This window comes from Paenibacillus sp. BGI2013 (assembly GCF_002843485.1).
Lineage (GTDB): Bacteria > Bacillota > Bacilli > Paenibacillales > Paenibacillaceae > Paenibacillus > Paenibacillus amylolyticus.
The window spans coordinates 162,008-175,653 of record NZ_PJFA01000003.1; the positions used below are offsets into that span (position 1 = coordinate 162,008).

Genomic DNA, 13,646 nt, shown 5'->3' on the forward strand with positions numbered 1-13,646 from the left:
ACCTGTAAGTTTACCATCAGCATCGGTTAAGGGATTGAAGCTACTTTTTTTTCATCTGCTTTGTTCCACGCATCCTGGACCTTCTTGAGATGCATTCTTCAAGGCCGCCTGAGAAAATATACTAATATAATTGTTAGCAGAAGAGTGGGCTGTCATAGCCAATTCCTCCAATATTCATATTACATCCTTCCGGTTAACGAACATTAATCCAAGCGGTCCACTGTGTTGGAATATTAATGGAATAGACCGTACCTACAAATTGTCCACCTGTACTAGGCGCTTCATAAACCCAAGAATGGGCAAAAGCATCAACGACACGATCACCGTCCAGATCAATAGCTTCAGACCAGTTGTTAGTCATTGTATTGCCGGCGAGTGTGCCGTAGTGACTGCTGTCATAACCGATCTGGAAAGTAATACACTGAATCCAAGCCCCGCCATGATCATTGGTCGTGGAGAGCGGGTTGTTGTTGAAGCCGTAAATTTCTTGACCACCATTAGGAGATACGACACCATATACATTAATGTGAGATACTTTCGGAGCAGGCGCAAACAGAACTGGACCACCCGCATTATCAGCCTTCTGCGATTCGAATTCAGCCTTAGCCGCTTTCACAGCTTCACGGAATTCTTTGGAATTAATAATTTCTTCCTTTGTCATAGGTTTGGCTTGAGTCACGTCACCATCTGCATAGGCAGCTACATTAAATGAAAGCACTAGAACAAGAATAAGAGCTAAACTAAACAATTTTCTCATAGCAATAAATTCCACCTTTCTTGTTATGGGTATTCTTTTACAAAAACATGTGGTTACGACAAATAGACCTGCTTGCAGATTAAAGCCTCTTGCCCTCCTCTCTTTTAAAGATGGTTCTTCCCCTTTTTTCTTTACTGAAAAAGAATTTAAGGAGGTAGAACTCTACAGGCTAGAAAACTCTATGAAGTAGGAATGTATATGTAAAATGAATGCCTGCCAATGATTATGTGTTGCAGACAAAATGTAAAACTCATTTATACGCATTGATATCTTAGCTATGATAGGCTCTGATACCCATCTTGATAATATAAGATTCCAAAATAAATATTTAAATTGTAATATATTCCATTTATACAAACATATAGTACACCTAATCATCCGCACGAGTCAAGTTTCTTCATTAATACTATGATTTGTTAAAGTTTTCGGCTTGTTCTAGTAAAATGCCACAGTATCCTGTAGTCGTAAAAGGAAAACCCTCTGGAACATGTATACACCTACATAGAGATCGTATGGGCTGAGGGACGGATATAAATCATTCTGAGCGTGGATTCATGCAGTGAAATCAGGAGATTAGCCGGATGTAATTGCCATTAAACTTCTGCTAACATAGTTTTATCATATCTTAGATGAGCGGTGAAAATGGATGAATACCATTAAAGTTACCCCTGAACAGTTACATCACGTATCGAATCAAGTGGATCAGGCGAGACAACAATTGGAGCATATACGGGAGGATATCACAAGACAGATCATGTTCCTTCAGCAGATGTGGCTAGGTGTGACGCAGGAGCGTTTTTATGATGAGTTTGCGCGGTCACGTCCTGTATTGCAGAAGGCGCTGGAAAGTATGGTGAACACCTCTAAGGAATTGAAGGATATTGCCACGCGATTTGAGAATGTTGATGCTGAAAAGGTGAGTCTTGGTAGTACTGTTGGCGCTGTAGGTGCGGGAGCAATGATGAAGACCTCAAGATATTATGCTGGTTCGGATGATAAGGGCTACCGGATGGCACAAGTCAATATGTTTGGGAAGCTGATGTGGATGCCTGTGAATGAGAATGGTGTTACGGATCAGGCAGCCCTGCAGGCATATAAGAAGGATCAGGGGCATTTAGATTTTAATCGGATGCAAGCTACGGATGCTGAAGCGCCAGGGGAAGATATTTATGCGATGCAGATCAAAGCTTTTGAAAATGGAATTCATCCCTTCACAGGCGAGCCTGTATCCGATAAGTATGCTCAGATGATGTTGACTTCTCTGAAGTTCAGCCAGCTATTTATGGCATTTCAGATGGTTCGTGGGAGTATGCCGGGTGGCAAAGGTCCGTTTCGCTTATCTTCTTCTCATCCAGTTGCGGCGAAGATTAAAAAGAATATGGAAGCGGCTGAAGCAAGGAAAGCGAATGCGTACCAGAGTAGTTGGAAAATCAATGAATTAAAGAATACTGAGGTTTTTAAAAAAGGAACTACAAGTAATGCATTGAATCATATCTTCGAGGGTGAAATAATAAAGGGACAAGCGGTTGGATTTCATTATGAAGGTATGCCAAATACCAAAGGGAAAGTTGTTGGAAATATTGATCCTCCTAATGAGTATGGTGTGTATAGAGCCAATGTAGAGGTAGATGGAATACTAAAAAAAGCGAAGACCACGTTTTTTTCGAAAGATTGGACACCACAACAAGTAATTGATGAGATAAATATAGCTTTCGATAACAAAGTTCTTTTCAAAAATAATAGATATAGAGGGACTTCCAGTACAGGAGTGACTATTGAATTTGTTATAAAAAATGAGAAAATCACATCGGCTTATCCGTTGTATTAAGAAGATTGGAGATACGAACATGATTAAATACAGGTATACAATCGAATATAAAGAAGATTTCAACGAAGTTATCGTGGACTTAGGCATCGATTCATCATTAAAGAATGGTTATTTGATTAGTAATTCTTTGGGATCGGATATATTTGGAGACTTTGCCACGATCCAGGAAGAGATCGGAAACTTAATCGAATTACTGAAAGGGAAAATAACGTTATACGAAGGTGGAGGGAATGTAAACTTAATAAAATCTGATAAGTCTTTCACAACTTTTGAAGATATCTTTGCAGAAGAAGATGAAGAGGACAGTACATGTGAAATTGAAACATTAGAATATGTAAAGATACTATTGTTGTGGGCAAAAGAGAACTTTCAGTATAAAAGCCGACGAGGCGTTATCTTGAAAGAAGAAGCGGAATTAGCATTAGATTGGATAAACAAAAAATATATTGAAATCTGTGAGATTGAGAGTCAATAATCGCAAAAGATCGTTGACCATGCCGATCGTTTATTAGAAAAGATTAATGTTGAGTTTCAAGATTCTTTCTGTCTTGTTGTTTTCAAAATTCCAGAAAAGTAGTAAAACGTCAGGGTGACTAAATGTGATGCAGCAATGAAAACAACTAACCAACAAGAACTCATAGAGCAATTAAATTCACATCGAGTGTGGATTGAAACCATTGGAGAAAAGGGTGAAAAATTAGGTGTAGATGAAATAGACTTTCGTCATGTCGATTTATCGGGATATCCTTTGGATCAAGCTTTTTTGACCGAATGTACATTTGATGGCATGAATTTGGAACATATGGACATGTCATCATCGTTGTTATGTTCATCCAGCTTTACTAACACCAACGTAGTAAATGCTGATTTCTATAAGGCAGATTTGTCTTATGCCGATTTTACAGATGCAGATGCCCAAGGTGCAAGGTTTGCCAAAGCGGATCTTTCTGAGTCCATTTTTACAAATGCGAATTTGTCAAATGCAAAGCTAATTTCCAGCTCCCTGTACCTTACAGATTTTCGAGATGCTAATATGAATCAGGTAGATGTCAGTTCAGCATCGTTTAAAGGAACTTTGTTGCACGGTGCTAACTTAACAGGGCTTAGGGGAATAGAAGAAGCCTTTATAAAAAGCATCAATATCGGAACGCCAGAAGAACCAAATATTCTGGTGGGTGAGGAAGCTATAAAGTGGTTGCAGGACAAAAGTTTGAGTAAGGAATAGATTTTATGCTCGAACTTGCCTGTAATGTGGGCTCACCAGATAAACTGCACTTCGTAATAGGGGAGAAAGCTAAATAAGATGGGGACTTCAGCTGTTATTTTAACAAAAAAAGACAAATATTCACCAGAGCAGTTTCTAGCTGATACGATTGTTGCAGCTTTTCATTCGGACGTAGCTCTCTATTTCTATAATAATAAGACGTATACAAATGAAGGAGAGTTCCTGTATACAACGCTGAATATTAATCATAAGTCATTCACAGGGGACAAGGAATCCTCATTGATTTTCCATATTCACAGCATTAGTAGCCCAAGCACAGAATTTTATTATCACGAAGATTTGGGTTTAGATCCTAATGTATCACTATCCCAAGTCGGGCACATGGATGATATTTATGGTAATCAAGAGTTGATACTTCATTTTATTTATGAATATCTCAAGCTGAATCCTGATGATTATTTCTGGATTGCAGACAATGATTGGGTATACAGGTTGGAGGACATGCAAAATCTAAAATCTTTACCGTATGACCCAGATTGGTGTTATCAGAATCCTAGAGACTAACTTCTAAATGATGACGTATAATTATGAGACATATCTTTTGCTCCGCTAAGTAGAATAGTTGGCGTCACTTATATTTTACACAGCGAGTCAAGAATGTCTCTTTTTACGTTCATGGATCAACTCTAGTTATTAAGCGGTTTTTATAATGATGTAAAATAATGGAGGTTTCAAGTGTGCCGTATGAATTAGGAGGAAGATCAGATAAAAGTGGAAATAAATTTGAAATTCGATGGACAGTAAATCAGATTCTTGAAGTATTAGATGAAAGACTAGATTATATTACATTAGAACCTCTCGGAGATGACGAGCAAGGAGTTGATATCTGGGTCGGACTAAAGAATGGCACTAGAGAAGCACAGCAATGTAAAGGACGAAATGCAAGTAAAGAATATTGGGATTATGGCACAGCTAATGCAAAAGGAATCTTCACAAATTGGAAGTTCCAATTAGAAAGAAATGAGTCTAACACAGTTTCATTAGTATCTCCGTTAGCATTTACCCTATTAGAAGACCTAATTAATAGAGCAAATAATACAAGCACGTCCCCTCAGGATTTTTATCAATTTCAAATACTTACTGCCAGTAAAGAACTGAGAAGCTTCTTTGAGAATTTTTGCAAATCAATGGAATTGATCCCTCAAGTGGATCATGATTTAATAAAGTGCATTTCACTTCTGAAGAGAATATCGTATCGTCAGACTTCAGATAGTGATTTAAAAAGAACGATATTATCCAGAATTAATTACCTTTTTCTGGGTGACGAAAATGAGATATATGAAACGTTGGCTACTTGGGTTATAGACGGAGATATCTTAGGGAAACCAATTACTCCATCCGTCATTTATCAGTTAATTAATGGAAGAACAATGATTTTAAAAAATCTTGCATTAGACAAACGAATTATCCCACGATTTGAAGAGCTAAATCGTGAATATACCTCTTTATTTCTTCCATTAAATAATAAACTTATAGAAAGAAAGGAGTTTTATGAGAGCAGAAAAGCAATAAGTTCAGGCGAATCATTAATAATACATGGAAAAGCTGGGAGAGGAAAAAGCGGTTGTACAGAAGACATTATTAACTATTGTCAAGAAAATGCTATAACGTTTATAGCTTTAAAATTAGATAAGCGTACTCCAAGTGTAAGTGCTCAGAAATGGGGTGAAGATTTAGGGTTGCCCTCTTCTATAGTTCATTGTATCCATAGTGTTTCCAAGACTGAGAGTGCTGTGATTATTTTAGATCAGTTAGATGCACTACGTTGGACTCAAGCACACTCAAGGGATGCTCTATTGGTGTGTACTCAAATTATAGATCAAGTTGAAAGAGTAAATTTAGAAAGAGAAAATAAGATTTCAGTAGTTTTTGTATGTAGAACATATGACTTGGAAAATGATAATAATATTAAATCTCTTTTCAAAACCGATAATAACAAAAAAACAGCTTTGCATTGGAATAAGATTCAAATCAATGAATTTCCCGATGATTCGGTCAAAGTTATTGTCGGTAATCGTTATGAGAACTTGACAAAAAAATTGAAAGAAGTATTACGAGTTCCAAGTAATCTATATATCTGGAAACACTTAGATAATGCTAGTGAATATAATGAATGTTCAACGGCAAATCATCTGGTCTTAGAATGGTGGAGACAATTAGAAAAAAGATGTTTTGAATTTGGACTTAATGAGGGATCTCTTAATGAAACTAAGGAGCAACTTATTAAGCAGTTTGATAAATTAGGTAGAATATCTATTCCTATAAATTTATTAAGTGTCAACAGGTCAAGTTTGGAGTTTTTATCTTCAAACGGTTTCCTGATGTTACAAGGAAATAAAATTTCTTTTGCTCATCAATCAATATTAGATTGCTTTTTAGCTGAGATGATGCTGAAACAATATTATGAGAACGAAAACATATTAAATGTTATTGGCGACAAGGAGAAGCAAACACCTGGAAGAAGATATCAAGTTCAGATGATGTTACAAAATTTAGTGGAGTTTGACAGTGCAGATTTTCTTGTTGCTGGACAAAAGATTCTTGCGTCTGAGAATATCCGATACAGTGTCAAGTTTGTTTTTTTTGAAATATTAAATCAATTGGAACATTTAGATCGTAATGTACAAAATTATATTATTGATAACTGTGAAAATGAGATGTTTGCTTCTCATATAATTAATAATGTAGTAAATTTCAAACCTCAATATATTAATTTACTTAGAAACAAAGGTATTCTTGATCGATGGTTTGAAGATACAGAGAAGAAACAGACGGTAATTAATCTTATTATTAGTAAATCACCTGAATATGAAGTAGAAGATGCACTATTTATAGAGAAACATGCATTTCAATCACAAGAAGATGATACTAATTTCATGCGATGTTTCTTACATGATATTAATATGGATATTGACGAGATGTTCGAATTGAGAATGAAATTTTATCGTCGATATCCGAACATGGCAGAAAACTATCTTGACTTTAAGGCAATGCTAAGAAAATGCGAGATGAGAACAATACGGGTGTTTGCATTTCTTTTAGAAAATAAACTGAAGCGTCATGCTCAAACTTTGTATAGATACGAAGAAGAATTTCTACTGGAAGATTCGGAATTTCTAATTCAGGAAGGTAGCGAAGTTATTAATTTACTACTACCTTTTGTTCCAACTATAGAGAACGAAATTTCATCTTTTAATGATTGGTCTGCAAGGTATTCACACATAAATGGTCTTGAGCGAGCTTGTATTCAGATCATAAAAAAAGCAAATACGGTAATAATTTTATCAAATCCAAAAACATTTTGGGAACGTTATAAAGGATATATGGGTAAAGGAAACGACGTATACAACGAAATTATTTTAGATGCAATGATCAAATTACCGTATTCCTATAGCGATGCTATTGTTGAGTACTTATGTAGTGATTTTGAAAATAATATTTTTGATAAAACAAGTGGTAACGGTGATCAATTATTACTAGCAAAACAAGTTATGGCAAGACATTCGGAACACTGTAGTTTACCTATTTTTGAGTTACTAGAAAAGACGGTTATCAGTTATGTATCCCCGTTAGCTAGAAGACTATATCAACGTAGAATTGAATATAACCGAGAGAATAATGGATCGATAGTTTACTGGAGTTTTTGGGGGGACTTACAAAAAGAAATCCTTGAAGCATTGCCATTGAATCAGCTTAGCAAAAAAGCCAGAGATTTGATTCATGTGTTACGGCGAAGATATAAAAATGAAACTACTTTATATATGTATTCTAACGGACACAGTGGCTCTGTAAGTTCGCCTATTGCTGGGAAGAAGCTTAGTGATAAAAGATGGATTGCTATATTGACTAATCAAAAACTAAGAACAAAAGGTGGTTCGCGCTGGAATGAGGTTCCAGGAGGTTTTGTTGAAAGTTCAATTCAATCCTTTTCAAGCACTTTTAGCACTGCCGTTTCAGAAGAACCAGAAAGAATGATAAAGTTGTTGCTCTCATGTAACGATACAATATCTGAAATTTACATTGATACTTTATTTAATGGAGTAGCCCACAGTAAAACGTTTAAGAATATCCCATTAGAATTACTAGAATCGATGATTTTTAAATTTTCATTTAATTTCACTTCATATAGAGCAAATTCTATATGTACAATGATTGAGAAAAGTGATGATGTTGGATGGTCACAGGAGATGTTAGATTCACTTAAGGATATTGCAATTAAACACAAAAATCCGGAAATTGGAAAGCCAAATGTAACTAATAATGAAGATAAAGAAATGCGTAGCTTTGAGATGTTACAAAGTAATGCAATAAATTGTGTGAGAGGTGAAGCAGCTCAAGCCATAGCTAACTTACTATGGAAAAAAAGTGATCTTTTCAGTGAGTTTAAAGATACCATTGAAAAGTTAGTATTTGATGAAAACCCAGCAGTAAGGTATGCAAGCCTATTCGCACTATGGCCCTCCTACAACATTGATAGGGATTGGGCGTCTGAAAAAATCCTTTATCTTTATGAACAAGATTATCGATTAGCTGGATTCCATGATACAAGAAATATGTTTTTTTGGTTATATCCCCGATATCGTCAAAGAATAATCAATATTATCAAGCAATGTTACGATTCTGAAGATGATCAACTAATTAGATCAGGGGCGCATTGTTTGTCTGAAATGTTTATCATAAAAAATGATTTTGTTGATGAAATGGCTAACGTAGATAATATGAGTAAATTACAAGCTGAGGAAATTATTTATATGGTTATGTTGTATTTCGATAAAGAAGAGTACAATTCATTAGCTAAAAATATTATTCTTAAATTTAAAACAAGCACCTTAGATTTAGAAATGCCGATCTCAAGATTATTTTATGATAATTTAATCGATTTGGAGAGAGATAAGGATTTTCTAATTGAACTAATGAGTTCAGATTTGAGTCGTAGAACATTGCATGCATTTGTAAATTATCTCGAAGAAGAGGCAAAATCGGTAGTTGAATTCAAAGATATAATATTATCAATGAGTCGTCATTTAATTCAGAATGATACTAGAGGATATGAAGGTCTATGGGGTATCCATGATGATATCTCTAAATTAGTTATTGGCCTATATGATGAAACTACTGAAGATACGAGGCCAGAGATAAGATGTATAGCACAAGAATGTCTAGATATTTGGGATTTAATGTTTGAAAAGCAGATTGGACCTGTGAGAAGACTAAGCCATGAAATGATGCAAAGATAACAAGAGAGTCTAGGTTATAAGTGAAATAAAAAGTGACTGAACTGGTCCCTGTGAACGACCAGTTCAGTCACTTCTTTTGCTTAGCAAACGTCTTGATGAGCGTGGAATACGAGTTCATTGTCATTGTGTTCGCAAGGGTAGGACTTTTTAGTTTAAGGGATAAGGTTTTCTTATATCCGTCCGATTCAAGAGATAATCTGTACTGGTCTGATGATAATCAGCCAATTTTATCAATATAGCTGTTGGAATATCCAACTCGCCTCGTTCATAGTTGCTATAAACACGTTGACTACAGCCGAGATAGGCGGCCATTTGTGTTTGGGATAAGTCTTTGTCTTCACGCAAATTGCGTATACGAGCGTACATTATCATCACCTCATCAACATCATACTTTAGCGTGTTATCCGCTATTGATTTTTAGCGGAAAATCCGCTAAAGTATAGTGAGAATAGTTGGTAAAAACACTAGGTGGGGATAACATGTCAAACCTGATCGAGGATTTGTTTCATGGAAACCTGCGGTTGGACGAGTCGATTCATCCTGAGCAGGCCGAGTATCAAGAGATCAATCGTCAAATATCGGACCTGATGCAGGACTACAAAATACAGCTTACCGAGAACGAATACGATGCTTTGGAGCAACTGATCGACTTGATCGGACAATCCACGTCCATGTATGTGGAAGCGGCATTCGAGCAAGGTTTTCGCACAGGCGGCAGACTGATGATTGAGGTTTTAGCTAAACCGTGAGTATTTACCTACTTCATAAGCCAGCGGCAGACAATGCACAGCAATTCAAAAATCCCCTCCTCCATTACCACCGCTTAGGCGGAATGGGGAAGGGGACTTGCTTTTAAATCATTCTTTTATCATATTACCTACCGCTTACCGCGCACCAATATTCTTACCCGCTGGCGTACCCGAGCCGATCAGATCACTGCCACCCGCAAGCTTGAGGAAATTGCCCAGGACAGGCGTTCCGTCCGCGCTACGTGTTACTGAAGGGACGAGGGAGACAAAGTCGGCTGCGCTGGCGAGCAGGCCTTTGGCGTTCTCGCTTTTTTTGTTTTTCCACCAGACGTTGGTGCTGCTGACGTCGGTTCCGCTTGTTTTGTCGCTGGCGCCGCCTTGGAAGGACAGGTTGTTGGTGAAGATGTGGGTGCCTACATCAAAGGCAAAGTTGCTTTGCCCATTGTTCCAGGAGGTGTTATTTTTCATCTGGATCGAACCGGGATTGCTGTTGTAGGTGAAGCCGTGCTTTTTATTATTAAACGCAATGCTGTTCTCTACGATATGATTCACTGCAATCTTCTCGCCGCCGAGCTTGAACCCGTTGCCATCGCTGTTGGAGGTGGAGGTGCCGTCTGATGTTGCACCGTTAGCATAGGCGATGCTGTTGCGGATCGTAACCGCGCCGATGGCGCCTGTGTCCGTTTTGCTATACAGATCCCAGCCATCGTCCACGTTATAGGCCGCAATACAACCGTCGAAGACGTTGCCCGGGCCTACGGTCAGTTTGGCCGCAAAACCGTCTGCATCCTCGCCGTCATCCGGGTCATAGTTATTGTGGGAGTAGGAACGAATCACTTCATTATATGCAGGCCATTCACTCTTGGCGGCTGTGGAAGCATAACGTCCCATTTGAATACCCGTATCCCGGTTGTGATGAGCTTCGATCTGCTCCAGACGGTTGTAACTGCCTCCGATGAAGATGCCGTTGTCGCCCGCACCCTTCACCTCAAGCCCTTTGACGAACCAGTAGTCTCCGAACATTTGCAGTCCACGATTGGTGGAAGCGAAGGCCTGGGCTGAGAAATCAAAGACCGGTTTTTCCGATCCATACGCCACCAGGTTTTTACGTTGGCTCGATGTGCCGCTGTTGCCACGTTCAATGGTAATAGTCTGAGAAAAGCTGTAGTTGCCGCCGCGCAGATAGATCGTTTTGCCTGGTGCGATCTGGGTCAATGCGTTAGCCAGTGACGTTGGACTGTTCAGTGTTCCCGGATTGCTGGCTGAGCCGCCAGGAGACACATACAGATCACCCGCAGCAAGTGTCACACTTGAGGTAGCGGCTGCTTCTGATGGGTTATTTTGCAAGCTGCTCTCGATCAGTTCCTCAGCACCGGCCGATCCACCACCAATTAATAATAGAGGGAACGCGGCACTCAGACAGATCTGGGCCATTTTGGATTTGAGGGAGCGTTCCTTCAGAGAACGTGCAGATACATGAGTGGATGTGGATGGGAATAATTTCATTACGTAAGCCTCCTTGGTTAATTGGGAATAGAATGAAGAGCATGTGGTATCCGTGTACCAGACCGTTACCTATGAGATAGGTCATGCCGGCTGGTTAGATGTAATCTCAGGACACAACTTTATGGTAAATGTTGTAAGCGTTATCATCAATAATCATCTGATCAGATGGAGGTACATGCAGGCAGGTCAGGCCTGCAAGCTTCCAATGCCTGTAATATCACGTGAATTATGTAATCTTTCCATTGGGTGATAGCTCTCATTTAACGAAGAATCATCTGAAATGAACGTAGAGAAGTACGCTTTTCCATCCCACGAGCACAAGTCTTACCTTCGATCCACTCATATGAACTTCTTTTAATTTAAAATACATAGCTGCATGCATCCTGAAGTGGAGATTACACTCAAGCTAGTCATGAAAAAGCCCTGATGGCAGTTGCAACCGGCAACTTGACGATCAGGGCTATGCTTAATCCAGAACGTAATCTGCTTACTCAAAATATCCAAATGTACTAACAGTGTCAGACTCAGCTATCCAAACGCTGTCCATCCACCTTAATATCCGTCCGTCTCACGACTCTGTTTCTTCGCTTGCTCCACGCTTGGTTCATGTTTCGGTTGGACCGTCGCACTATCATCGGTTGGCACAGAGGCCAGCCCTTCAGCTACACGACGACCGTAATCGGCATCGGCTTGGGTGAAGTAAGAAATCATACGCTCCCGGATATCCGGTTTGCATTGCGCCAAAGCCCCGACCATGTTGCTGATCAACTCATCTCGCTCCCAATCCTCGAATGCCCGGTACGTATCACCGGCTTGACCAAAATCATTCGTACGTTCGATCTTCTCACGCACTAGCCTGCCCTCCACCAATGGTTCATGCTCCTTACCACGTGGCGCCGCTTCCTTTAGTCCACCGAGCGAGGAAGGTTCATAGTTCACATGTGGATTCTGACCCGGTGCCCGATCGACCTGATACTGCATCTGCCCGCCGCTTTGATTCGTGGCTACCCGATTTTTCGGTGCATTCACAGGCAATTGCAGGTAGTTTGCACCCACCCGGTGACGCTGGGTATCCGAATAGGAGAAGGTCCGTCCTTGCAGCAGTTTGTCATCTGAGAAATCCAGCCCGTCTACCAATACACCTGTGCCAAACGCTGCTTGCTCCACTTCATTGAAATAATCCTCGGGATTACGATTCAGTGTCATTTTGCCCACAGGTAGAAAAGGAAACTGCTCCTGCGGCCACAACTTGGTCGGGTCCAGCGGGTCGAAATCCAACTCCGGATGCTCGCCGTCTTCCATCACTTGAACGCACAGCTCCCATTCGGGATATTCCCCTTTTTCGATGGCGTGATACAGATCCAATGTCGCATGATTGAAATTCTGTCCCTGAATCTCGCTCGCGTCTTTTTGCAGCAGGTTGCGTATCCCTTGATTGAGCGGTTCCCAGTGGTATTTGATGAGTACGCCCGTGCCTTCCTGATTGACCCATTTGTATGTATTAACACCCGACCCTTGCATCTGCCGATAATTCGCTGGAATGCCCCATGGAGAGAAGAGGAATGTCACCATATGGGTAGCTTCAGGACTTAGCGATACAAAATCGAAAAACCGCTCCATATCCTGTGCATTGGTCAACGGGTCTGGCTTGAAGGCGTGTACCATATCCGGGAATTTAAGCGGGTCACGAATGAAAAAAATTTTCAGATTGTTACCCACCAGATCCCAGTTGCCATCTTCGGTATAGAATTTTACAGCAAATCCGCGCGGGTCCCGCAGTGTCTCCGGTGAATGTCCGCCATGTATAACGGTAGAGAAGCGAACGAAAACGGGCGTTTGTTTGCCTCTTTCCTGAAATAGACGTGCACGTGTGTACTTCGATACTGGTTCACTCCCGGCTGATCCATACGCTTCAAATATGCCATGAGCGCCAGCGCCGCGGGCATGGACCACACGTTCCGGAATACGTTCGCGGTCGAAGTGAGTAATTTTTTCGAGAAAATGATAGTTCTCCAGCGTAGTCGGTCCCCGGCTACCAACGGTTCGTACATTCTGATTGTCCGTAATGGGATGCCCTTGTCGATCCGTTAATGTCTCAGCTGATTTGTCTGAGGAATGCTCTGGTTGTGAAGACTGATGATTCATGGAGTGGAGCACCGCCTTTCCTTAAAGTGGATTCCTGTATATATTTTCCCTGAAAATTGGTTCTATACATTAAACCTCGCAAATAATCTCGTAAAAAAAGCTTGTCACCCGCTTCATCGCGTGAGATAATTAACTTTTG

10 protein-coding genes are annotated in these 13,646 nt (G+C 39.8%); 6 read left to right on the top strand and 4 right to left on the bottom strand.

The genetic code is table 11. The features are described 5' to 3' along the window. Positions 1–193: 193 nt before the first annotated feature. Entirely contained in the window at positions 194–757 is a 564-nt protein-coding gene (locus CXK86_RS08080) for a DUF4879 domain-containing protein (RefSeq protein WP_076250953.1), read from the bottom strand. Between the two features lie 646 nt (positions 758–1,403). Here CXK86_RS08080 and CXK86_RS08085 point away from each other — a divergent pair. The 5 genes from CXK86_RS08085 (at position 1,404) to CXK86_RS08105 (ending at position 9,107) form a co-directional block, all read left to right on the top strand. Further along, positions 1,404–2,585 (top strand): WXG100 family type VII secretion target, encoded by a 1,182-nt coding sequence (locus CXK86_RS08085; protein WP_076250954.1) that lies wholly within the window; start codon positions 1,404–1,406, stop codon positions 2,583–2,585. A gap of 19 nt (positions 2,586–2,604) precedes the next feature. After that, positions 2,605–3,060: a hypothetical protein gene (locus tag CXK86_RS08090; RefSeq protein ID WP_074095734.1), complete on the top strand. Its 456-nt coding sequence runs from the start codon at positions 2,605–2,607 to the stop codon at positions 3,058–3,060. A 135-nt stretch (positions 3,061–3,195) separates the two neighbouring features. Then, entirely contained in the window at positions 3,196–3,810 is a 615-nt protein-coding gene (locus CXK86_RS08095) for a pentapeptide repeat-containing protein (RefSeq protein WP_076250956.1), read from the top strand. Positions 3,811–3,888: 78 nt separating this feature from the next. Further along, on the top strand, positions 3,889–4,374 hold the full coding sequence (locus CXK86_RS08100) for a hypothetical protein (RefSeq protein WP_076250958.1): 486 nt from the start codon (positions 3,889–3,891) through the stop codon (positions 4,372–4,374). A 173-nt stretch (positions 4,375–4,547) separates the two neighbouring features. Beyond that, the gene (locus tag CXK86_RS08105; protein WP_076250960.1) at positions 4,548–9,107 is read left to right on the top strand and encodes a hypothetical protein; all 4,560 of its coding nucleotides are present in this window, start codon (positions 4,548–4,550) and stop codon (positions 9,105–9,107) included. Positions 9,108–9,254: 147 nt separating this feature from the next. On the opposite strand, the gene CXK86_RS08110 is transcribed toward CXK86_RS08105, so the two are convergent. Continuing rightward, on the bottom strand, positions 9,255–9,479 hold the full coding sequence (locus CXK86_RS08110) for a helix-turn-helix domain-containing protein (RefSeq protein ID WP_306068491.1): 225 nt from the start codon (positions 9,477–9,479) through the stop codon (positions 9,255–9,257). A 107-nt stretch (positions 9,480–9,586) separates the two neighbouring features. Between CXK86_RS08110 and CXK86_RS08115 the strand changes: the two genes are divergently transcribed. Further along, positions 9,587–9,856 carry a DUF6809 family protein gene (locus CXK86_RS08115; protein ID WP_076250964.1) on the top strand — a complete coding sequence of 90 codons (270 nt, stop codon included), beginning with the start codon at positions 9,587–9,589 and terminating at the stop codon, positions 9,854–9,856. A gap of 135 nt (positions 9,857–9,991) precedes the next feature. On the opposite strand, the gene CXK86_RS08120 is transcribed toward CXK86_RS08115, so the two are convergent. Both CXK86_RS08120 and CXK86_RS08125 read right to left on the bottom strand, forming a co-directional pair. Continuing rightward, complete coding sequence (locus CXK86_RS08120; RefSeq protein ID WP_101313603.1) at positions 9,992–11,362, bottom strand: right-handed parallel beta-helix repeat-containing protein; 1,371 nt, start codon at positions 11,360–11,362, stop codon at positions 9,992–9,994. A 552-nt stretch (positions 11,363–11,914) separates the two neighbouring features. Next, a complete protein-coding gene (locus CXK86_RS08125) occupies positions 11,915–13,507 on the bottom strand; it encodes a catalase (RefSeq protein WP_076250965.1) in 1,593 nt (530 codons plus the stop codon). Positions 13,508–13,646 lie beyond the last annotated feature (139 nt).

What these genes read in the sequence shown, in the direction of transcription:
- CXK86_RS08080 (WP_076250953.1), bottom strand. Translation starts at nt 757, where the DNA reads ATGAGAAAATTGTTTAGTTTAGCTCTTATTCTTGTTCTAGTGCTTTCA.
- CXK86_RS08085 (WP_076250954.1), top strand. Translation starts at nt 1,404, where the DNA reads ATGAATACCATTAAAGTTACCCCTGAACAGTTACATCACGTATCGAAT.
- CXK86_RS08090 (WP_074095734.1), top strand. Translation starts at nt 2,605, where the DNA reads ATGATTAAATACAGGTATACAATCGAATATAAAGAAGATTTCAACGAA.
- CXK86_RS08095 (WP_076250956.1), top strand. Translation starts at nt 3,196, where the DNA reads ATGAAAACAACTAACCAACAAGAACTCATAGAGCAATTAAATTCACAT.
- CXK86_RS08100 (WP_076250958.1), top strand. Translation starts at nt 3,889, where the DNA reads ATGGGGACTTCAGCTGTTATTTTAACAAAAAAAGACAAATATTCACCA.
- CXK86_RS08110 (WP_306068491.1), bottom strand. Translation starts at nt 9,479, where the DNA reads ATGATAATGTACGCTCGTATACGCAATTTGCGTGAAGACAAAGACTTA.
- CXK86_RS08115 (WP_076250964.1), top strand. Translation starts at nt 9,587, where the DNA reads ATGTCAAACCTGATCGAGGATTTGTTTCATGGAAACCTGCGGTTGGAC.
- CXK86_RS08120 (WP_101313603.1), bottom strand. Translation starts at nt 11,362, where the DNA reads ATGAAATTATTCCCATCCACATCCACTCATGTATCTGCACGTTCTCTG.
- CXK86_RS08125 (WP_076250965.1), bottom strand. Translation starts at nt 13,507, where the DNA reads ATGAATCATCAGTCTTCACAACCAGAGCATTCCTCAGACAAATCAGCT.